This is a genomic window from Streptomyces sp. NPDC047917, from assembly GCF_043204345.1.
GTDB classification, from domain to species: Bacteria; Actinomycetota; Actinomycetes; order Streptomycetales; family Streptomycetaceae; genus Streptomyces; species Streptomyces sanglieri.
In genome coordinates this window covers 551,767-573,420 of the sequence record NZ_JBIDCA010000004.1, presented here as the reverse complement: position 1 = coordinate 573,420, position 21,654 = coordinate 551,767, and the positions used below count along the sequence as shown (strand labels likewise).

The 21,654-nt window shown below is 71.6% G+C and carries 14 protein-coding genes, 1 tRNA gene and 3 pseudogenes; 12 read left to right on the top strand and 6 right to left on the bottom strand.

What is annotated here, in order from left to right:
* Window positions 1–79: 79 nt before the first annotated feature.
* Entirely contained in the window at window positions 80–1,240 is a 1,161-nt protein-coding gene (locus tag ACGF8B_RS12360) for a substrate-binding domain-containing protein (RefSeq protein WP_392737277.1), read from the bottom strand.
* Between the two features lie 371 nt (window positions 1,241–1,611).
* Between ACGF8B_RS12360 and ACGF8B_RS12355 the strand changes: the two genes are divergently transcribed.
* Genes ACGF8B_RS12355 through ACGF8B_RS12345 form a run of 3 tightly spaced genes read left to right on the top strand, consistent with a single transcriptional unit; the run spans window position 1,612 to window position 5,422 of the window.
* The gene (locus ACGF8B_RS12355; RefSeq protein WP_392737275.1) at window positions 1,612–3,540 is read left to right on the top strand and encodes a RiPP maturation radical SAM C-methyltransferase; all 1,929 of its coding nucleotides are present in this window, start codon (window positions 1,612–1,614) and stop codon (window positions 3,538–3,540) included.
* Window positions 3,537–4,142 (top strand): DUF5825 family protein, encoded by a 606-nt coding sequence (locus ACGF8B_RS12350; RefSeq protein ID WP_392737274.1) that lies wholly within the window; start codon window positions 3,537–3,539, stop codon window positions 4,140–4,142. The genes ACGF8B_RS12355 and ACGF8B_RS12350 overlap by 4 nt, the downstream gene beginning before the upstream one ends.
* Window positions 4,115–5,422, top strand: coding sequence for an MFS transporter (locus ACGF8B_RS12345; protein WP_392737272.1), 1,308 nt, complete (start codon window positions 4,115–4,117; stop codon window positions 5,420–5,422). The genes ACGF8B_RS12350 and ACGF8B_RS12345 overlap by 28 nt, the downstream gene beginning before the upstream one ends.
* A 102-nt stretch (window positions 5,423–5,524) precedes the next feature.
* Here the strand turns inward: ACGF8B_RS12345 and ACGF8B_RS12340 are convergent, their stop codons facing one another.
* Both ACGF8B_RS12340 and ACGF8B_RS12335 read right to left on the bottom strand, forming a co-directional pair.
* Complete coding sequence (locus ACGF8B_RS12340; RefSeq protein ID WP_392737270.1) at window positions 5,525–7,054, bottom strand: amino acid permease; 1,530 nt, start codon at window positions 7,052–7,054, stop codon at window positions 5,525–5,527.
* Window positions 7,055–7,194: 140 nt separating this feature from the next.
* The gene (locus ACGF8B_RS12335) at window positions 7,195–8,202 is read right to left on the bottom strand and encodes a hypothetical protein (RefSeq protein WP_392737268.1); all 1,008 of its coding nucleotides are present in this window, start codon (window positions 8,200–8,202) and stop codon (window positions 7,195–7,197) included.
* A 443-nt stretch (window positions 8,203–8,645) separates the two neighbouring features.
* On the opposite strand from ACGF8B_RS12335, the gene ACGF8B_RS12330 reads away from it, so the two are divergent.
* The 3 genes from ACGF8B_RS12330 to ACGF8B_RS12320 are packed head-to-tail and all read left to right on the top strand — an operon-like array spanning window position 8,646 to window position 12,755.
* Complete coding sequence (locus tag ACGF8B_RS12330) at window positions 8,646–10,079, top strand: FGGY family carbohydrate kinase (RefSeq protein WP_392737266.1); 1,434 nt, start codon at window positions 8,646–8,648, stop codon at window positions 10,077–10,079.
* A gap of 19 nt (window positions 10,080–10,098) precedes the next feature.
* Window positions 10,099–11,523, top strand: a complete 1,425-nt coding sequence (locus tag ACGF8B_RS12325) for an NAD(P)/FAD-dependent oxidoreductase (RefSeq protein WP_392737436.1) — start codon at window positions 10,099–10,101, stop codon at window positions 11,521–11,523.
* Complete coding sequence (locus ACGF8B_RS12320) at window positions 11,520–12,755, top strand: NAD(P)/FAD-dependent oxidoreductase (RefSeq protein WP_392737264.1); 1,236 nt, start codon at window positions 11,520–11,522, stop codon at window positions 12,753–12,755. The genes ACGF8B_RS12325 and ACGF8B_RS12320 overlap by 4 nt, the downstream gene beginning before the upstream one ends.
* Before the next feature lie 7 nt (window positions 12,756–12,762).
* Here ACGF8B_RS12320 and ACGF8B_RS12315 read toward each other — a convergent pair whose 3' ends face one another.
* Entirely contained in the window at window positions 12,763–13,245 is a 483-nt protein-coding gene (locus ACGF8B_RS12315; RefSeq protein WP_392737262.1) for a hypothetical protein, read from the bottom strand.
* A 280-nt stretch (window positions 13,246–13,525) separates the two neighbouring features.
* Window positions 13,526–14,059, bottom strand: coding sequence for a DUF309 domain-containing protein (locus ACGF8B_RS12310; protein WP_392737260.1), 534 nt, complete (start codon window positions 14,057–14,059; stop codon window positions 13,526–13,528).
* Window positions 14,060–14,167: 108 nt separating this feature from the next.
* Between ACGF8B_RS12310 and ACGF8B_RS12305 the strand changes: the two are divergent.
* Both ACGF8B_RS12305 and ACGF8B_RS12300 read left to right on the top strand, forming a co-directional pair.
* Window positions 14,168–16,801: pseudogene (locus tag ACGF8B_RS12305) on the top strand (ATP-binding protein).
* A 49-nt stretch (window positions 16,802–16,850) separates the two neighbouring features.
* Window positions 16,851–16,924 (top strand) — tRNA-Pro (locus ACGF8B_RS12300).
* Between the two features lie 110 nt (window positions 16,925–17,034).
* On the opposite strand, the pseudogene ACGF8B_RS12295 reads toward ACGF8B_RS12300, so the two are convergent.
* Window positions 17,035–17,769: pseudogene (locus ACGF8B_RS12295) on the bottom strand (tyrosine-type recombinase/integrase); the annotation flags it as partial.
* 415 nt (window positions 17,770–18,184) lie between these two features.
* Between ACGF8B_RS12295 and ACGF8B_RS12290 the strand changes: the two are divergent.
* The 4 genes and pseudogenes from ACGF8B_RS12290 (at window position 18,185) to ACGF8B_RS12275 (ending at window position 21,577) form a co-directional block, all read left to right on the top strand.
* A complete protein-coding gene (locus tag ACGF8B_RS12290) occupies window positions 18,185–18,721 on the top strand; it encodes a hypothetical protein (protein ID WP_392737258.1) in 537 nt (178 codons plus the stop codon).
* Between the two features lie 99 nt (window positions 18,722–18,820).
* Window positions 18,821–19,219, top strand: a complete 399-nt coding sequence (locus ACGF8B_RS12285) for a hypothetical protein (RefSeq protein WP_392737256.1) — start codon at window positions 18,821–18,823, stop codon at window positions 19,217–19,219.
* Between the two features lie 192 nt (window positions 19,220–19,411).
* Window positions 19,412–20,313: pseudogene (locus ACGF8B_RS12280) on the top strand (transposase family protein).
* 430 nt (window positions 20,314–20,743) lie between these two features.
* Window positions 20,744–21,577, top strand: a complete 834-nt coding sequence (locus ACGF8B_RS12275; RefSeq protein ID WP_392737254.1) for an MFS transporter — start codon at window positions 20,744–20,746, stop codon at window positions 21,575–21,577.
* The last annotated feature ends 77 nt before the right edge of the window (window positions 21,578–21,654 follow it).

Genomic DNA, 21,654 nt, shown 5'->3' with positions numbered 1-21,654 from the left:
CGGCTCACGGGGAATCCTGATCGGCTGATCGTTACTTGGTCAATAGATCGCTCAGAAGAAAATTAAAACGGTCAAACGATCAGTCGGTGGAGCGGGGCGGTTCCTGGGCCGATCCCCGTACCTTCAGCGTGGGCAGCAGCTCCGTGCGGCGCACCGGACCACTCGTGCCCGATCCGCCCGCCAGCCGGTGGAGCAGCAGCTCGGCGGCCGCCCGCCCGATCTCCGCCTTCGGCGGCGCCACCGCCGTCAGCGGCGGGCTGCCGAGCGCCGCCACCACATCGTCGTACGCCACCACCGAACAGTCCCGGGGTACCTCGACACCGCTCTCCGCCAGCCGCTGCACCAGCATCAGCGCGTCCACGTCGCCGTGCAGCACGGCGCCCGTCACGCCCCGCTCCCGCAGCAGCGCGGCGAGGTCGAGCACGGCGGGGCTGTCGCCCGCCCCGGCGGGACCGCGGGGCTCCGCCGGGGCGGGGGCGTCCCGGCCCGGCACGGCCTGCGGGGAGCTCAGCACCACCGACCACTGAGCCACCTCGGGACGGGCCGCCGCGATCTCGGCGAACGCGGTACGGATGCTGCGTGCCGTCGGACTGTCGTCCCGGGCGGCCAGCACGATACGGCGGTGCCCCAGCGACACCAGATGGTCCACGGCGAGATGGATCCCGTACCAGTGATCGGAACAGACGGAGTCCAGGGCGTGCAGCGCGCTGCCCGGCCGGGGCCGCCGCTCCATCAGCACGGTCGGCACCCCCACGTTCGCGAGCCAGCCGTAGTCCAGCTCCTCCGAGCGGGCGCTGCGCCAGCGGGGCGCGATCAGCAGCCCGCGCGCCCCGTCCGCGAGCGCCCTTTCCACCAGTGGACGTTCGGCACCGGCCGACGGCGGCGCGATGTGCAGGGCGATCCGGATCCCGGACTCCTCCAGGACGGAGCGGGCGCCGTGCAGCGTCTCGTACAGGTACGTGTGCCGCTCCGGGACGACCAGGGCGACCGCCCCGGCGTCCCCGCCCGGCTCCTCGCCCCGGGCCGCCGGGACCGCGGCGGTCGGGACCGGCTCCCGGACCGGACGGGCCACCCCGTGCCCGCGGCGCAGCCGCCCGTCCCGGGCCAGCTCCTCCACGTCCCGCCGGACCGTGACCACCGAGACATCGAGCTCGGCCGCGAGCGCGCTGACCTTGACGGCGCCGCGCGACTCCACCACCGACAGGATCCGCTGCCGCCTGAGTTCAACCGGCTCCCGCATGCTGCTGGCCCCCTCGCCGTACCGCCGCGCACTGTTCGTTTGAGCGCTTCCGGTGAGCGCTCGGCACGCAGCATAGCGATCGGGCTCCGGCCGGCCGGCCCTGCGGACCGCCACATACGCCCCACGGGCCCCAGTGGGCACCCTTGCCACTGCGTCACAACGCGACCTAACGTCAACGGACTTGAGGCCGCACGCCGAGGGGAGGGGCACATGGAGATCAAGAAGGTCGTGGTCCGCGAGGAAGAGGCGAAGAACCGCGAACGGCAGACGATCGAGAAACGTCCGACGCGCTGAACCGGAACGCTCCGGTTCGGCGGGACAGTGACGAGAAGGGCGGACGCCGGGCGCGGCCCGGCGTCCGTCACCGTGCCGTGGGAGGCTCAGTGCGAATACATCTGGTGACCATGCCCTGGCAGCCGATCGAACTGCCCTCGCTCCAGGTGGGACTGCTGCACGCGCTGCTGGACCGGACCCGGCCGGACGACGAGGTGCGCGAGTTCCACGGCTCCCTGCGCTGGGCGGAATTCCTGCTGGAACGCTCGAAGGGGGCGTTGCGCCCCGGTGACCATGTCGCGGTCGGCAGCGAATCGATCTTCGACGGACTCGGGGACTGGGTGTTCTCCGGCGTCCTGTACAACGACCCCGAATGGGGTGTGGCACAGCTCAAGGAGTACGCCGCACGGCGCGGGACCGACATCTCCACCGCGACCGCGATGCGCGTCCACGCGGCGGAGTTCGTCGAGGAGAGCGCGGGCGCGATACTCGCCGACGCCCCCGATGTCGTGGGCTTCACCTCCACGTTCATGCAGAACATCTCCTCGCTGGCGCTCGCGGCGGAGCTCAAACGACGCCGCCCCGGACTGACCGTGGTGTTCGGCGGAAGCAACTGCGACGGCCCGATGGGCCACGCGCTGCACCGCAACCACCGCTTCGTCGACCATGTGGTGCGCGGCGAGGGGGAGTACGCTCTGCCCGCCCTGCTCACCCACATCGACGCGGGCACCGCGCCCGCCGACGTCCCCGGACTCTGCTGGTGGGACGGTCAGGAGTCGCGCGCCAACGAGGAGTCCCGGCGCACCGTCGCACCCGCCGACATCCCCTCGCCCGACTACGACCTCTGGCAGCGGGCCATCGACGCCTCCCCGGTCGCGGAGTACGTCCACCCGAAACTGGTGGTGGAGGGGGCCCGGGGCTGCTGGTGGGGCGAGAAGCACCACTGTACCTTCTGCGGGCTCAACGGCTCGGCGATGACCTTCCGGGCCAAACCCGGAAACCGGCTCTGGGACGAGGTCGACCGACTGGTGCGGCGCCACCGCATTCTGGACATCGTCACGGTCGACAACATCATCGACATGGCGTACTTCAAGGACTTCCTCCCGCTCGCCGCCGACAGCGACTGGGACCTGCGCATGCACTACGAGGTCAAGTCCAACCTCACCGCCGAGCAGCTGGAACTGCTCGCCCGAGCCGGCTCGGTCCACATCCAGCCCGGCATCGAGAGCCTCAGCAACAGGGCTCTGGACCTCATGGACAAGGGCGTCAGCGGGGCCCGCAACATCCGGACCCTGCGCGAGTGCGAGAACCACTCGCTCACCTGCTCCTGGAACTACCTGTACGGCTTCCCGGGGGAGACCGACCAGGACTACGCCCCCGTCATCGACCAGATGCCGGCGCTCGTCCACCTCCAGCCGCCCGGCGGCGCCCACCGCATCCAGCTGGAACGGTTCAGCCCCAACTTCGCCAACCCCGCGCTCGGCTTCCCACAACGCCGGCCCGCCGGGATGTACCGCCATGTCTACGACCTGCCCGAGGACCAACTGGCCGATCTGGTCTACCTCTTCGACACCCCGCCCGCCGGGATCGGCGGCGGGACCGAGGCGCGGCTGAAGGCCGCGGCCCGCGACTGGTACACCGGCCATCCCACCTCGACCCTGGTCCTGGAACAGCCCACCGACGACGGGCCGCTCCTCGTCCACGACCGGCGTCACGGCTGGCCGCCCCGCACCCACCGGCTGACCGGCTGGCACGCCGCCGCCCTGCGCCACCTGGAAGCGGGCCGCACCCGGAGCGCACTGCACCGGCTGCTCACTGCCGACGGGCACCGGCCGACCGGGGCGGAGCTGGACGCGTGGCTCGGCGAAGCGGTCACGCTGGGACTCCTCTTCGACGACGGGCGCTCCTGCGTGTCGCTGCCCACCTGGCACGTACCGGTCCGGTCGGTCGAGCGCGCCCGGACGCCGGACGGGACGGTCGGCGTGGCATCGGGCACGCCGGACAACGGAGAGAAGGCCACCGGATGAGCCCCCTGCCCGCACCCCCGACCCGCACCGCGCCCGCCCTGCCGGCCGGGTGGGTGCCGTACCGGATCCGCGGACGGCTGGTGACGGTCGGTGAACCGCTGCGGCTGGGGGCGGGCGGGCGCCCGGCGGCGGAAGCGGTCCGGTTCCTGCGCGAGTGCCAGAGCCACGACCTCGTGGTGCACTGGCTTCCGGCGACCGACGACCCGCTGTTCACCGGGCCCGCGCACGAGGTGGCCCGGACGGCCGGTCTGCTGCGCCACCTCCCGGCCCCCGGCCCCCTGCCCGGCGAGCCGGCGGAGCTCACCGGATGGCGGGAGCGCCACGCCTACGGGCAGCTCTACCACCGGCGCGGACCGGACTTCGTCACCGTCATGGACCGCCGGGAGCCGACGGCCGCGGCCCGCTTCACGATCGACGACCCCGATCTGCTCGCCGCCTTCCGCACCGTCCAGGCCCCCACCGCCGTGGCCGCGCTGGACGCCGTCGGCCGGGAAGCGGTGGAGCTGCTGGCGGCCGAGCGCCTCGCCCGGGTGACCGACGGCTGGGCGGTGGCCCTGCCGCCACGCATCCGCCGGTGGCCCGTCCCCTGCACCGACATCTGAACGGGATGGAGCAGCAGCCCGGCCCGCCGCCCCCTCCCGCCCGTACCCGTCCCCCCGGCACCGGGCAGCCCCGGCGGGCCGGGCGCGCGCTGCTGCGCCACCGGCCGTTCGCGCTGCTGTGCGGGGAGCAGATCGCCAGCTCCGTCGGGCGGCAGGTCACCACCCTGGCGCTCGCGCTGCTCGCCGTCACCCGGCTGGGGGCGGGACCCTTCGGCGCCTCCGCACTGATGGCGCTGAGCTACCTCCCCGGTGCGCTGCTCAGCCCGTTCGCCGGGGTACTGGTCGACCGGGCCCGGCTGCGCGGACTGACCGTGCTCCTCACCGTTCTTCAGGTGCTGGTCGTCGGCTCCGTACCCCTGGCGGACGCACTCGGACGGCTCGGGCTGCCCCAGCTGTACCTGGTGGCGACCGCGTCCGGCGCACTGACCTCCATGCTGGCCGTCGCCCTCCAGGCGGCACTGCCCCGGGTGGTGCACCCCGAGCAGCTGCTCTCCGCCAACTCCGCGCTGACCGGAGCCCGTACCACCGGGCAGATCGGCGGCCCCGCCCTCGGCGGTGTCCTGGTGGGCCTGACCGGGGCCTCCACCGCCCTGCTGGCCGCCTGCGCGGCGTACGGGATCGAGGCGCTGCTGCTCCTCGGTCTGCCCGTGACCCTCAACTCCCCGGTCCAGCAGGCCCGTCGCGAGAAGGAGTCCCGCACGGCCGCGCTGCGTGCCGGACTCGAAGTGGTGCGCGGTGAGCGGCTGCTGCGCCGGCAGGTGCTCGCGGGAGCCGGGTTCAATCTCGGCAGCGGAGCCGCCGACGCGCTCTTCGTGCTCTATGCCACCCGTGATCTCGGGCTGCCCGCCTGGCAGTTGGGGACGGTCTACGCCGCGTTCAGCGTCGCCACCGTACTCGGAGTGCTGCTGGCCGGCCGGTTCGCCGCCACCATCGGGCTGGCCGGGGCGACCCGGATCTGTGCCGTGGTGGCCGCCCTCGCGATCTTCCTGATCCCGGGCGCATCCCTGGGCCCGGGGTTCCCGGCGCTGCTGGCATACCAGTTCGTCTTCGGTCTCGCGGCCACGGTCTGGGCCATCTCCATGACCACCACCCAGCAGCTGATCACACCGCCGGAACTCCAGGGCCGCGTCGCCGGGGTCCTGCAGGCCGCGCTCATCGGTACGGTGCCGATCGGTGCGCTCGGCGGCGGTGCGCTCGCCGCCTGGCTGGGCAGTGTGCCGGTGCTCACCGGCGGGGCGACGGTGGCGCTCCTGGCCGCCGCCTGCCTCTGGCTGCCGTAACGCCGTACGCGGCGGGAGAAGGCTCCACCACGCACGCGGCCCTCCCGGGCCACCGCCTGTCGGGCGGGCGGCTCCGGAAGGGCCGGCGGGAATCGGGCCGGATCAGACGATGCCTTCCTCGATCTCCGCCTGCTCGCGGGCGTTCCCGTACGCCGAAGGAGTGCTGTACGAACGGCGGGCGACGAACCACCACACGGTGGCCAGGAGCAGCACCGCGATCAGCGCGATCGACGCGTAGTTCATCGAGTCGACCGTCACCGGGGAGGACTGCGGGAGCAGGAACAGCACGGTCACGATCGCGACCCACACCACGGCGATCCAGCCGATCGGCCTGCTCCAGCCGCCCAGGTGCCACGGCCCGCGTTCGAACCGGCTGCCGGCACGCAGCTTCAGGAAGATCGGGATCGCGTAGGCGGGCGTGATGCCGATGACGTTGATCGCGGTCACCGCACCGTACGCGGTGGCGGAGTACAGCGAGGGCAGTGCGAGCAGGCCGGCGACGACGACCGACAGCCACACCGCGTTGACCGGCGTCTGGGTGCGCGCACTCACCTTGCGCCACAGCGCCGAACCCGGCAGGGCGTTGTCCCGGCTGAACGCGAACACCATCCGGCTCGCGGCGGCGACCTCGGCGTTGCCGCAGAACAGCTGCGCCGCGATCACGATCAGCAGCATCGCGGTGGCCCCGGAGGTGCCCAGCGCGTCGATCAGGATCTGGGCCGGTGGCACCCCGGTGGCACTCTCCTGGGTGCCCGCGTAGTCCTGGATGGCGAAGGTCAGCCCGGCCAGCAGCACGAAGCCGGCGATCCAGGAGACCCAGATCGCGCGGACGATGCCCTTGGCCGCCGTCACGGAGGCGTTCGACGTCTCCTCCGACAGGTGGGCCGAGGCGTCGTAACCGCAGAAGGTGTACTGAGCGAGCAGCAGACCGATCGCCGCCACGTACAGCGGATTGTGCCAGCCGGTGTCATTGACGAACTCGGTGAAGACGAACGACGGCGACTGGTGGTGCGAGGGCACGACCGCCAGCACGGTGACGATCACCGCGACACCGGCGAGATGCCACCACACGCTGATGGAGTTGAGCACGCTGACGAGGCGGACACCGAAGAGGTTCAGCACGGCGTGCAGCAGCAGGATGCAGACAAAGATGATCATTGTCTTGCCCGGTGTGGGGGTGAATCCCCACTGGAGGTTCATCAGCGCGCCGGTGAACAGCGCCGCACCGTAGTCGATGCCCGCGATCGCACCCAGCAGACCGAGCAGATTCAGCCAGCCGGTGTACCAGCCCCACTTGCGGCCGCCGAGCCGGTCGGCCATGTAGTACAGCGCTCCCGAGGTCGGGTAGGCGCTGGTGACCTCGGCGAGCGCCATGCCGACACAGAGCACGAAGAGTCCGACACCGGCCCAGCCCCAGAGCATCACCGCCGGACCACCGGTCGACATGCCGAAGCCGTACAGGGTCATGCAGCCGGACAGGATCGAGATGACGGAGAAGCTGATGGCGAAGTTGCCGAAGCCCCCCATCCGGCGGGCGAGCACCGGCTGATAGCCGAGTTCGCGCAGCCGCTCCTCCTCGTCCTTCGGCGGGGTCGCCTCCGCGCCGGACTGGGTCGGGGTGGATATGGACATCGGGAGAACCTCCGTGAGCGGGTTGTGAGCCGTGGGACGGCCGTGATCCGTGGGCTGGTTGTGATCCGTGAGCGGATGTGAAGGGGCGGACGGGGATCGGTTCGGGGCGGGGTGGAGACGCGGCACCGCGGTGCCGTCGCTCAGCGCTGCGTCCCCCGTCCGGGGTCGCGGGAGACGGAGAGGCAGCGGCCGCGGGCGCGCAGGAACACGTCCTCCGCGTCTCCGGGGCCCTTGCGGCCACGTGTGCGGTACGCCCAGGGAACCGAGGTGAAATAGGGGCCGAGTTCCTCGAACACCGATGCGGCTTCGGCGAATTGAAGGGCTCCCCACAGGGCGTGGGCCAGATGGTTGAGATCGAGCAGGGAGTGCGAGAGCGGCGGTGTGCGACGGAACCAGAGCTCCAGCGCGCGGGCCGCGTCCCGCTCCGCGTCCTCGGTGACCCAGTGCAGGTCGAGGGCCTTCTCGTGGCCCTGCTCGCGTCGGTAGCGCTCGACCCGCACATACAGCGGCAGTACGTGCAGCGCGGAGCCGTCCGGTGCCGCGGAGGCGGCCCACTGGACGAAGTTGACGGCCTCCGAGAGCGATCCGCCGGCCTTTCGCGCGTACACGAACTGGAGCATCCGGTGGTAGGCCTCGCGATTGCACGGATCGCGCTTGTCGGCCTCGGCCAGCAGTCCCCACGGGCCGGGGAAGAGCATCGGCCCCGGCGGGTGCAGCCGGTGCTCCTCCAGCTGCTGGTGTTCGTCCAGCTGGGACAGGGCGAGCAGGCACACCCAGGGCACCGGGTCCGCGGGCGAGGCGTTCGCCGCCGTCCGGCACGCCTGCCAGGCCTCCGACCACAGCTCCTGGGCCCGGTGGTGGGTCTCGCGGTGGGCGCGTACCGCCCGTTCGACGACGACCCGCGCGTGCATCACCGCCGCGGCGGTGCTCCGGGGGTCCTCGGCCAGCCAGGCCTGCACCGCGTCCGAACCGGCGGCGACCGCACCGAGCACCTGGGTGCGCTGGGTCCACAGGGTCCAGTCCGGCGTGCTCTCCAGCAGATTGCGCATGGACATCCAGCGCCCGGTGCGCAAGTCCTGTAACGCGACCCGCAGATCGTTGTCATGGCCGGCCGGGTGGTAGACCGGCCGGAAATCACTGTTGGCCATGGACTCGTCCTGCCCCTGGGCGACAGGTCGGCACACGACGGTCGGGAGATCTCCTCAGCACGTCACGCAACCCGTTGGTGGCGTGGAGCCCGTGCAGCTGCGGAAGGCCTGGGCGCCGGTGGTCGGGGGCTCGGGGCAGGGTGTCGGTCTCATCAATCCTCAAGGACGTGGGGGGTGAAGCAGTCTGTTGAAAAACGAACTGCCCTGAAGCGTCCGGTTGTTGCTCGGCGGTGAGTGTAAGGCCAGTCACTCCGAACCCCGGACCGATTCGCGGATCTTACTCAAGTCCGCTGATTCACCAGGACGTTGAAAGATGTACCGGTTGTTCCGGTCGCGTCCCGGACGGCCCTTGACGTACGCGGTGGTCTGCACCACTCTGGGCGGCGAGTTCAGTGATCACGATTCCGTTCAAGCCGCAGAGCTTCCGCACCGCTGGAGAGTCGATGACAGGCCCGGTACTCGCCGTGGACCAGGGCACGTCGGGGACGAAGGCTCTGGTGATCTGCCCCGAACGCGGTGTGATCGGTTCCGCTTCCGTGCCGGTGAGGCCACGGCACGGCGCCGGGGGAGCGGTCGAGGCCGACCCCGCCGAACTGCTCGGCTCGGTCGTCGAGGCGGGCCGCCGGGCGTTACGGGAAGCCGCCGAACCCGTGGTCGCGGTCGGCCTCGCCAACCAGGGCGAGACGGTGCTCGCCTGGGACCGGGAAACCGGACGGCCGCTCACCGACGCGATCGTCTGGCAGGACCGGCGTGCCGCCTCGATCTGTACCGAACTCGCCTCGCACGACGAGGAGTTGACCGCTCTCACCGGGCTGCCGCTCGACCCGTACTTCGCCGCCCCGAAGATGGCCTGGATCCGCCGGGAACTCACCCGCGAGGGCGTCGTCACCACCAGCGACTCCTGGCTCGTCCACCAGCTGACCGGCGCGTTCGTCACCGATGTGGCCACGGCGGGCCGCACTCAACTGCTCGACCTCGACCGGGCCGGCTGGTCGCCCCGGGCCCTGGAATTGTTCGGCCTCGGTGACGAGAACCTGCCCGACGTCGTCGACTGCGACAGCACGGTCGGCACGACGACCGCCTTCGGCGGCGAACTCCCGCTGACCGGACTGCTCGTCGACCAGCAGGCCGCCCTGCTCGCCCAGAACGCGCTGGATCCGGGCAACGCCAAATGCACCTACGGAACGGGTGCCTTCCTGCTCGCCCAGACCGGGCCCGCCCCGCGCCGCGGCTCCACCGGACTGGTCAGCTGCGTCGCCTGGCGGCTCGGCGGCCGTACGAGCTACTGCCTCGACGGGCAGGTCTACACCGCCGCGTCCGCCGTCGACTGGCTCACCGGCCTGGGGATGATCTCCGGCGCGGCCGACCTCGATCCGGTCGGCGCGTCCGTACCCGACTCCGGCGGCGTCACCTTCGTACCGGCACTCGCCGGCCTCGCCGCCCCCTGGTGGCGCGGTGACCTGCGCGGATCGGTGACCGGCCTCGGCCTCGGCACCACCCGCGGCCATCTGGTGCGCGCCCTGTGCGAAGGCATCGCGGCCCAGGTGGTCGAACTCACCGAGGCGGCAGCCACCGATCTCGGCTCACCACTGACCTCGCTCCGCGTCGACGGCGGCCTGACCCGCTCCGCACTCCTCATGCAGACCCAGGCCGACCTGCTGCAACGGCCCGTAGAGGTGTCCGCGCTGCCCGACGTCACCGCACTCGGCGTCGGAGCCGTCGCCCGGCTCGGCCTCGACCCGCGACTCCCCGTCCGGCAGGCCCTGCCCGACTGGAAGCCCGCCGCCGTGTACGAGCCCCGGATCGGCGCCGACGAGGCGGCCGAACGGCTCGCCGGGTTCCGGGCCGCCGTACGGACCCTGCTGGACCATGCCTGAGACGTACGAGAGCGACCCGATGCCCCTCACGGTCACCACGGCCGGTGAACTCACCGCCGCCGAGCCGCCCGGTGCCCCGCCCTACGACGTGACCGTCGTCGGCGCGGGCGTCGTCGGCACCGCCATCGCCCGCGAACTGGCCCGCTACCGGCTGCGCACCGCACTCCTGGACGCCTCCGACGACATCGGCAACGGCACCTCCAAGGCCAACACGGCCATCCTGCACACCGGTTTCGACGCCGTACCGGGCTCCCTGGAAGCCCGGCTCGTACGCGAGGGACAGCACAGCCTGCGCGCGTACGCTGCCGAGACCGGCATCCCCGTCGAACGCGTGGGAGCCCTGCTCGTCGCCTGGGACGAGGAGCAACTGGCCGCACTGCCGGCCCTGTCGGCCAAGGCGGAGCGGAACGGCTACCACGCGGCACGCCTCCTGGACGCGGCGGAACTGCGTGCCCGCGAACCCCGCCTGGGACCGGGCGCCCTCGGCGCGCTCGAAGTCCCCGACGAGAGCATCATCTGCCCCTGGACCACCCCACTGGCCTACGCCACCCAGGCCGTGCGCGCCGGAGTCCATCTGCACCTCAACTGCCGGGTGCGGCACATCGACAGCGACGACGAGGTCCACACCCTCACCACCACCCGGGGACCGCTGCGCACCCGCCACCTGATCAACGCCGCCGGACTCCACGCCGACGAACTCGACCGGGAACCCGGCCACGACGACTTCACCGTCACCCCGCGACGCGGCCAGCTCATCGTCTTCGACAAGCTCGCCCGCGATCTCGTCGACCACATCCTGCTGCCGGTGCCCACCGCCGCAGGCAAGGGCGTACTGGTCGCACCGACCGTCTTCGGCAATGTGCTGCTCGGCCCCACCGCCGAGGACCTCGACGACAAGACCGCCACCGGATCGACCGCCGAGGCGATCGCCCTGCTCCGCGAGAAGGGCCGCCGCATCCTGCCCGCACTGCTCGACGAGGAAGTCACCGCCGTCTACGCCGGACTCCGTGCCGCGACCGGCCAGGAGGACTACCGCATCCGGTCCAGGCCGGAGCGGCGGTGGATCACCGTCGGCGGCATCCGCTCCACCGGACTCACCGCCTCGATGGCGATCGCCGCACACGTCGTCGAACTGCTCGGGGAATCGGGCCTCGCCCTCGGCACTCCGTCCGAACTGCCGCCCGTCACCATGCCCAACCTCGGCGAGGCCTTCCCGCGCCCGTACCAGGACGCCGAACGCATCGCGGCGGATCCCGCGTACGGCACGCTGGTCTGCCACTGCGAACGGGTCTCCGCGGGCGAGATCAGGGACGCCCTGGCCGGCCCGGTGCCGCCGCACTCCCCGGGCGGTCTGCGGCGCAGGACGAGAGCCGGGAACGGCCGCTGCCAGGGGTTCTACTGCGGGGCCGCGGTCCGCGCGCTCTTCGAGGAGGCCCGGTCATGACCCGCCGTGAGCGGACCGTCGACGTACTGATCGTCGGGGGCGGCCCGGCCGGCCTCGGCGCCGGGGCCGAACTCGCCGCGTCCGGCGCGGGCCGGGTCGAGATCCTGGAACGCGAACAGGTCGCGGGCGGCATCCCCCGCCACTGCCGGCACGGCGGATTCGGCGGCCTCACCATCGGCCGGGGAGGCGCGACCGGGCCCGCGTACGCCCAGAGCTGCGTGGCCGCCGCCGAACGCGCCGGAGCCGTCCTGCGCACCGGTGTCACCGTCACCGGCTGGGCCGGACCGCTGACCGTGGACACCACCGCACCCACCGGCCTCGAACGGATCACCGCCCGCGCGGTGATCCTGGCCACCGGCGCCCGCGAACGCCCGCGCAGCGCCCGCCTGGTCCCCGGCAGCCGTCCGCCCGGCGTCTACACCACCGGCGAGCTCCAGCAGGCCGTCCACCTGTACCGGCAACGCATCGGCACCCGGGCCGTCGTCGTCGGCGCCGGGCCCATCGGCCGTGCCGCGGCCGACACGCTGCGCATCGCGGGCGTGGACGTCGTCGCCATGGTCGGTGACCGGCCGGTTCCCCGGCTCGCCACCCTGGCCCGGACCGGCGAGCGGGCCCCGGTCCTCGGCCGCACCACCGTCACCGCCCTGACCGGCCGGGAACGGCTCACCGGAGTCCTGGTGCGCCACCACGACGGCCGGACCGCGACCCTGCGCTGCGACACCGTCGTCTTCACCGGCGACTGGATCCCCGATCACGAACTGGCCCGGCGCGGCGACATCACCCTCGACCCCGGCACCCGCGGCCCCGCGTACGACGCGTCCCACCGCACGGACCGCACCGGAGTCTTCGCCGTCGGCAACCTGCTGCACGGCGTGGAGAGCGCGGGCGTCGCCCTCGCCGAGGGCCGGGCCGTCGCCGCGCCCGTGCTCCGCCACCTGGCAGCCGGAGAATGGCCCACCGGCCGGCCGGCCATCGCGGTCGGCTCCCCGCTGCGGTGGATCGCCCCGAACCTCGTCGGTCCGGCCGGCGACCTCCCGCTCCGGGGCCGTCTCACCCTGCGCACCGACCGGCCACTCACCGCGCCGCTGCTCGTCGTACGCCAGGACGGCCGGGAGCTCCACCGGCAGCGGCTGTTGCTGCCCGCCGTCCCGGACCGCCCGTTCCACCTGCGCGGCGACTGGCTCGACCGGGCCGATCCGCAGGGCGGGACCGTACGGATCTCGGTGCGTTGACCGTACGTCAGGGAATGAGCAGCCAGTCCGAGCCGATCGCCGCGACCAGGCCGACGGCCAGCAGCCAACTGCCGAGCCGGGTACGGCCGTTGCGGCTCAGCTCGATCACGATCCCGCACAGGATCAGCGCGAGCCCGTACACCCCGACCACCAGGACGGACGACCGGCTGGCGATCCGCAGCGCGAGGACCACCGCCATCGCGGCCATGCCGACCGAGGAGAGAACCACCCGCAGCCGTCTCGCCTGGCGCGGCGTCAGCTTCCGGCCCTCGTTCTCCTCGTCCGCCGCCGGCTCCGTCTCTGCCCCCTTCTCCGTCCCTCCTCCCGTCTCCGTCTCCGTCTCCGCGACAGTCTCGTTCTCGGTTTCGGTCTCGGTCCGGGTCCCGGCCTTGTGCTCGGCCTTGGAACCGGCCTTGGAACCGGCCTCGGGACCGGCCTCGGGGACGGGTATCGGGGTGCCCACGGCCTGGTCCTGGTCAGAAGTGCTCATGACGCGCGATCGTAATGGGTACGGGCGACCCTGTTCACCGCTCCGGGTGACAGGCGGCGCAATATGACACCGCTCCGGTGCGCGCCGCATTCCGGTCCTCGGCGCCACGATCCGGCTAAGGGCTGTCCGGCAATTCCTGGCGGGCGTGCGACGACAGCCACGGCACCTCGCCGCGTTGTCGGAACGCCCGCATGTATCCAGATATTCGGGCGTCCCTCCGCCTTGCGATGCACCGCATCCGACGCCGCGCGCTGTTCCACCAGGAACTGAGGGACAGCCCTTAGCGCGCCGGGGGCACCAGACGCGGCGCCTCGGCGATCGCGTCGACCGGCCTGCCACGCACGCCGCCCCGCGCCGCCCCGCCACCGGCCGCACTGTCAGCCGCCTCCACCCGCCCCGCCAGCTCCCCGGCCCAGCCGATCAGCCCGTCGACGCCGATCCCGTACGGCCGGGCCCCGGCGAACTCCGCGAGTGCCGCCGCCCCGCGCCGCAGCAGCCGGGCCCCGCCCGTCGCGTTGCCCCGGGCGGCATGGGTCAGCCCCACGGCCAGTTGCGCGAGACCGCGCCACAACTCCCGCTCCGCCACCGGGCCCGACTTCCACGCGTCCTCGAACACCTCGTGCGCATGGAACGGCTTTCCCGCGTCCAGCAGCCGCTGCGCCTCGCGCACCGTCTCCCGCGGGGTACGCACCACCCCCTCCGGCTGCCGTTCGACCCCCGGAGCCCCGTAGGGAAGGGGGCGTCCCAGCCCGTCGCGCGGGCGGGCGTTGCGCGCACGCCCCTCGATGTCGCGGTCCCTGCCAGTCTCTTCCACGCCATGATTGTGCCCCGCACCTGCGGCGAACTGTCCGAACCACTGTCCGTGGACCCCCGGACACGACTAGTGTCGAAAGCCATCCGTACCACCCTGGGGAGGGTAGGCATGAAGCCGTCCCGGCCGCTGTACGAGCGCGAACCGGAACTCGCCGCCGCCACACAAGCCGTGGACGCCCTTTGCGGCGCCCAGGCCGTCGGCGGGCTGCTGATCTTCAGCGGCGAGGCAGGCATCGGCAAGACCGCGCTGCTCGCCGAGATCCAGACGATCGCCGCCGACCGCTGCACCGTCTGGTCCGCGAGAGGCGGCGAAACGGTCACCTCCGTCCCGTTCCACGTCGTGCGCCAACTCCTGCAACCCGCGCTCGACCGGTTTCCGCCCGACGAGGTGCGGGCCCTGTTCGGGTCCTGGTACGAGATCGCCGCACCCGCCCTCGGACTGGCCGAGCCGACCGGCCCGCAGCCCGACCCGCAGGGTGTCCGCGACGGCCTCGACTTCGTCGTGGCCCGGCTCGCGTCCCGGCTGAGCCACCGTCCGCTCCTGCTCATCATCGACGACGCGCACTGGGCGGACGGCGAATCCCTCGCCTGGCTCGCCTCGTTCACCGCCCGCCTCGGTGAACTGCCCGTCCTGGTGGTCCAGGCACACCGGCCGGAGGAGCTGGCCGCGCGGCAGAAGGAGAGCGGACCGGGCAGCTCCCACCCCTCCCAGGTCCGGGTCGCGCTGCGCGCACTCACCCCCGACGCCACCGCGGAACTGGTCCGCGCGGCCCTCGGTGAACACGCCGACGACCCGTTCTGCCGCGAGGTCTGGGCCGTCACCGGCGGCAATCCCTAAGAGGCCGTCGAACTCGTCGCCAAGGTCCAGGACCGCGAACTGGCACCGCTGGAGGAGTCGGCCGGACTGCTGCGCGAGCTCGGCGCCTCGGCCCGCGGCAGCGGCCTCGTGGCCCGGCTCGAACGACTCGGCACCAATGCCAACCGGTTCGCCTGGGCCGCCGCCGTCCTCGGCACCGACATCTCCCAGGACCTCGCCGCCACCCTGGCCGGCATGAGCTCCGCGGAGGCCGCCGACTGCACGGCGCGGCTGCGCGAGGCCCGTATCGTCACCGGCTTCGATCCGCTGGAGTTCGTCCACCCGCTCATCGCGAGCGCGGTGTACCGGTCCATCCCGCCGGCCACCCGCACCGCCATGCACGGCCGCGCCGCCTGGGCGATCACCCGCGCGGGGCTCGGCCCCGCGGCGGCCTCCCGCCACCTGCTCGAAGTGCACCCGGACGACGACCAGGAGCTGGTCGAGCAGCTCCGCGAAGCGGCCAAACAGCACCTCGCCGTCGGCGCCCCGGAAGCCGCCCGCCGCTGCCTCGAACGCGCCCTGCAGGAACCACCGCGCCAACGCGTGAAGGCCACCCTGCTGTACGAACTGGGCTGCGCCACCCTGCTCAGCTCCCCGGCCACCACCGTCCAGCACCTGCGCGACGCCCTCGACATGCCCGGACTCGACGTCGACCAGCGGGTCGACGCCACCTACCGGCTCGCGGCCGCGCACTCGCACAACAACCAGCTCAAGGAAGCGGCGAGCGCCCTCGCCGCGGAGGCCGCCCGCACCGCCCCGGGCCCCGGCCTGATGCGGCTCCAGGCGGCCCACTTCCTCTGGGAGGGCATGCAGGCGGGCGAGGAGGACGGGCCCGGCCGATCCGGCCGCCTCGCCCGGAACGCCGACCATCTGCAGGGCCGCGACAACGCCGAGCGCGCCCTGCTCACGCTCCGCGCCTTCGACGCCATGCTGCGCGGCGAGAACTCCCAGCTGATCGTCGACCTCTGCGAACGCGCCCTGGTCGACGGCCACCCCGCCCGGGGCCTGGGCTGGACCGACTCGGAGTGGGGCTTCGAACTGCCGACCCTCGTCGGCATCACCTACGCCTTCACCGACCAGCTCGACCGGGCCGAGCAGCTCTTCGGCGAGGCCGTCCGCGCCTTCGAGATCTCCGGCTGGAGCGGCGCGCACCTCGCGTTCGCGCACACCCTGCTCGGACTGGTCCACCGCCGACGCGGACGTCTCGCCGAGGCCGAGGGCTTCCTGCGCGAAGGACTGCGCCTCGCCGACCGCGTCGGCAGCGGACTTCCGGTCCACTGGGACGCGGCCTGCCTGCTCATCGACACCCTGGTCGCCCGCGGCCGGGTCACCGAGGCCCGCGAGATCGCCGACCGCTACGCCTTCGGCGCGCCCTACCCGAGCGCGATGGTGCTGCCCGACGGCCCGTGCGTACGCGGTCGGCTGCTGCTGGCCGAAGGCCGTACGAAGGAAGCCGTCGTCGAACTCGAAGCGGCCGGCCAGGCCCTCGAACCCCGGGGCAGGTTCAACGGCGTGTGGGCACCCTGGGCCGGCGACCTGGCCCGGGCCCTGGCCGAGGAGGACCCGGCCCGCGCCGCCCAACTCGCCGCCACGGCCCGGGTGCACGCCGAGCGCTTCGGTACGGACACCGCGATCGGTGAGGCCCTGCGCTGTGTCGCCCTGTTCGCCGCCCCCGAGGACGCCACCCACCTGCTGGCCGAGTCGGTCCGCCACCTGGAGGCATCCCCGTCCGCGTACGAACACGCGCTGGCCCTCGTCGACTACGGCATCGCGATCCGCTCACCGCGCGAACTGGCCCGGGCCCACAAACTGGCCACCGCATGCGGTGCGGAGTCCCTGGCAAACCGCGCCCACCAGGCACGGGCGTCGATCCGGTCCTCGGAGTGAGGTAATGTTTGTCCTGCGAGCCCGCCGGGGAACACCGGGGGAACCGCATCGGGACGTGGCGCAGCTTGGTAGCGCACTTGACTGGGGGTCAAGGGGTCGCAGGTTCAAATCCTGTCGTCCCGACTGGAGACAGTCGCAGATCAGGGCCGGTTTCGGAGCAATCCGAAACCGGCCCTTGATCATTTTCGGGGACCAGTTGGGGACCGGTTGGAGGTCCGGCGCCCTTGACCGGGTCAGCGAGTCATGGCGATGGGGCTCGGCAGCGAGCGCGGTGCGCGCAGCACGTTGAAGTGGGCCGAGAGCGCCGCCCCGGCGGCCGTGATCTTGTGAACGTCCGGGTGCAGGTAGCGCTGGGTGGTGGTCGGCGAACCGTGGCCGGCGATTCTGCGGAGGACGTGTACTTGGACCCCGGCGTCGGCGAACCAGGTCAGTCCGGTGTGCCGGAGGTCATGGCGGCGCAGATGCTCGTAGCCGAGATTGGTGACCACGTCGTCCCAGTGGGTCGCGTCGCGCAGGACGGCGGTGGAGATACGTCCGCCTCACGGGCCCGTGAACAGGCGGGCGGCCGGATTGGGGCCGGCAGACAGGACGCGCTGGGCGACGAGGGGGCGGATCTCCTCGACGATAGGAACCTTGCGGGCCCGCTCACCCTTGGTGCCTTTATCGGTCAGCGCACCGGGCGCGGGCGTGGTCTGACGCCGCACGGTCCAGATCCACTGGGTGGTGTCGATGTCTCCGACGCGGCAGCCTGAGATCTCTCCGATCCGTGCGGCGGTGCACGCGGCGAAGATGACCGCGTCTCCCCAGCCGCGGTACTGGTCGTGGGAGGCGGCCACGAGTGCGTCGGCCAGTGCGACGAGCGTCTCCCAGTGGGGCAGAGTCAGCGCGCGCGAGTCGAGGAGTTCGTCCTCGGCCTGCTTGTAGAGTTTCTGCCAGCCAGTCACCCGGGCAGGGTTCACCTTCAGTACCTACCTTCTCGCCTCCGCTGGAGCGAGTAGTGCGTCATTCGTTGACGGCGGAGGCATGCCGATCTTCACTCAACAACTCATCGACGTGCTTGCCTTCGGCGATCCAGAGGCACCTGAAATCCTCACAGTTGAGGACATCTACCGGATACTGAGATACCGGACGGAACGTGAAGGGTATCCGCGCCCTCAGATGCGAGCTCGTGGGACGGGACATGCGATTGCACTTGCCCGCAACCATGCTCTGGACCCTCCACAAGAAGATCTGCCATAGCGACGGCTGCATCTCACGTGAGGTTGAGAGGCCCGGCTGCTTCACACGCCCTGACGGTCATGCCAAGGGCTCATCGTGCCCAGAGCATTCGGACAGTTCCAATACCCGACTCCACCGGAGGACCGCCCCGGTGGGGCCCAGTCGGTGCTGATGGCCGAGTTCGGCCAAGAGGAGCGAGAGCACAAGATGCGCGTCGCCCTGGACGCATTCCACGACTACCAGAACGGTATCCAGCCGGCCGGGCCCGGCGCCGGTGACCTCCTGGCTTTCTTCGCGTTCGTCGACGAACAGCTGGATTCCTCCGGGGCGCCGAACATCAAACGCAGCGACCAGGAGGTGACGAACCTGCTCGCCAAGCCGGCCCAGTCCCTGCGCCTGGGGCCGGCGAACTACTGTTGGTTCCTCGATCCGTCCAAGGCGCTGTGCCTCAAGCTCGCAGGGGCCCACGCCCGCGGGGCGACAGAGCCCTTGATCGGCATGTGCGATTCAGCGCGGTGCCCCCAGGCCACCCACCATGCCGGGCACCGTTCCGTGTGGGCGGCCAGCGCCGAAAGCAAGAAGCTCTTCATCGCCACCATCGGACGCGCACAGCGGACGGAGAAGGCTCGGCTGAGGACGGAACTCGCGTGCGACGAAAGGGCGCTGGCCGAGATCGATGCCCTCTCCGGAACCGGGGCATGACATGGCCCGCATCAGCGACGAGACCCGGCGGAACAACGAGACGGCCATTCGGCACGTCATGGGCCGGCTCCTCGCCGGTGACGTTCCCTCGGGCGGCAAGTGCGACATCAAGACCCTCGCGACCCAGGCCGGGTTGCCCGCACCGGCTTCTACCCCAAGAAGAACCGCGACGGCTCGCCGCGGCTCGGCCCCTACCAACACCTGGCGGATGAGTTCGAGCGACGGCTGGCCGGGCTTCGGGAAACGGGCGTGATTCCGGACCCGCGGGCGGCACAGATCGAGCGCCTCAAGGAACAAGTCTCCGGGCTGAAGAAGCGCCTCGCCGAGCGCGACTCGCAGATCGATGGGCTCACTGACTTCCGGGAGCGGGCTCTGTCGCAGATCGCTGCCCAGAGGATGGAGATCGAGCGGCTTCGCGATGTCTTGGCCGAGCCGTCAAACGTTCGTGCGCTGCCGAGCAGTTCCGGAGCGCGTGCACCGTACGGATCGTGCAGCTGAGCACGATCGTCTGCGGCGGGGCGGTTGCCGCTGCAACGGATGCCGGGCGGCGCCCCACGGTGCCACGCGCACCGGCGCGCGGTATCCGGAACGGAGGGATACCGTGCGTCCGGGCTGCACCGGCTTCACGTCAGGCTCCGATGTCTGACGGTGACGGAAGGTCTGGTCAGACGGTCACCGGGTGTGGCGATCATGGTCAAGCGGTCGGTTCTCTTGCGTCGAGTGTTCACGGGATCTCTCAGCGTCATCTCGCCTGCCTGGTCCAGGAGTTGGCCGAACCATGGCTGGCCGGTGTCGAAGGCCGCCGTCACGCGGCACGTGGCGGGTCCCGGCGGCGGGCAGCTGGTGCGGGCGCCCGGCATCAACTGGTGTTCATCGACCGGTTGACGGCGACCCTCATTCATCTGCCGCACGCTGCCCTAGGACTGCTCTACGGTGTGGACCGCTCCACCATCACCCGCGCGATCGGGGAGATACGCACCCTCCTTGCCGAGCGGGGGTGCGCGGTTCCCGACCGCCCTGGCCTGCGTCTTCGGACACTGACTGATGTCTTCGCCTATGCCCGGGCCGAGGGCGTCGAGCTGCGTCTGGACGCCACCGAGATCCAGGTCCGCCGGCCGCCTGCCGGCCGCGGCGGACGACGAGCGTTCGTCTCCGGCAGGAAGAAACTGAACACGATGAAGGCCACTGTCATCGCCGACCAACAGGGCTGCACCTTATGGACCGATGCTCTGCGGCCTGGTCGGATGCATGATGCGACCGCCGCGCGCAACGAAGGCATCGGTATCTGCTTCCAGCACTTTCGCGATGTCGAGGTTCTGCTGGACGACGGCTATCTCGGGCTCCGCCGCGATCACCCCGGCCGGGCCGTCACTCCGCCGAGGAAGGGCAACAAGATCAGCCCACCCGAGGTCCTTGAAGCCCGCCTACTGGCCCGCCACCGGCACTCCTCGAAACGCATCACCGTCGAGCACGCCCTCGCCGATCACAAACGCTGGAAACAACTGATCCGCTGGACTCACCGACGCGAGACGCTGCCCGCCACCTACCAGGCCATCGCCGGCCTCGTCTCCGCCCGAACTACTGCAGCCTGAAATCGGCCGCGACCAGGGAAAACGCCTCACCCGCTATCGCGCACCAACTCGTTAGAGATCGCGCGGATAGGTGCTCCGCGACGACGAGATCCCCGTGCCCAGGAAGCTCTGGCGAACGGGCCTACAAGTGGGGGCATGAGGCATCAGGCGGATGCCTGATCCGGGTGCCTCCTCCCTGGTAGCGTTCACGGCATGTCTGCTGCTTCGTGCGCGGCCGCTTGCGCCGCAGTGATCAGGACGTCCCGCTAGCGGCGGGGCGCTCGACTCACTCTCTTTCTGGATGTCCAGCCGCTTCGTGATCGGACCGGAGCGGCACGTTCGTGCTGCTCAGAGCTTCCTCTGAGCGACGGAGCACCTGATGTTCTCAGGCATCCTTTCTTCACGCGGGCACAGCCCGTCCTCTGCACGTGCATGGTTGGTGCTGTGCGCGGTGTCCATGCTGCAGTTCTTCATTGCGGTCGACGTGACCGTGGTCAACATCGCTCTGCCCTCGATCGGCGCCGACTTCGGTGTTGACGGGCACGCTCTGACGTGGGTTGTGGTCGGGTACACGGTCACCGGTGGTGGGGGGCTGATGCTCGGTGGCCGGCTGGGCGATCTGCTCGGGCGGCGGCGCGTGCTGCTGCTCGGCACCGGCCTGTTCGGCGCCGCGTCGCTGCTGGCGGGCCTGGCCCCTACGTTTTCCCTGTTGGTGGTCGCGCGCCTGTTGCAGGGCGCCGGTGAGGCCATCGCGCTGCCCGCTGCGATGGCCGCCATCGTGCTGATGTTCCCCGAAGGTCCGCGTCGGTCGCGGGCCCTGAGCGTGTGGGCGGCGGTGGCCAGCTGCGGTCTCGTGCTCGGATTCGTCCTGTCCGGAATCGTCACCGCCCACCTGGGGTGGCGGTGGATCTTCCTGGTCTCGGTTCCGTTCGTCCTGGTCGTGCTGTTGGCCGCTGTCTTCCTGGTCGAGGGGGACCGGCCCGTGGCCAAGGACGCCCCACGGCTGGACCTTCTCGGCGCGCTGTTGCTGACCGCCTGCCCGCTGCTGTTCATCTTCGGTGTGGTCGAGGCCGGTGAACCCGGAACGCCCGCATGGGTGGCCCCTGGCGCGCTGGCCGGGGTGGCAGTCTGCGTCGGGATCGGGTTCGCTCCGACCCTGCACTCCCTCGATCCGTTCCTGGTCGCCACCCTGCTGGCCGCCGTGGGGCTCGTGACCGGTGCGGTCGTGGCCTGGCGCATGCCCGCGCCGGCTCCCGCAGCGGACCTGCAGGAACAGACCGGGTGACCTTCGTGCCCCCCGGGGGGGGGGGGGGGCGCCCCCCGGGGGGCCCCCCCCCCCCCCCCGGGGGGGGGGGGGGGGCC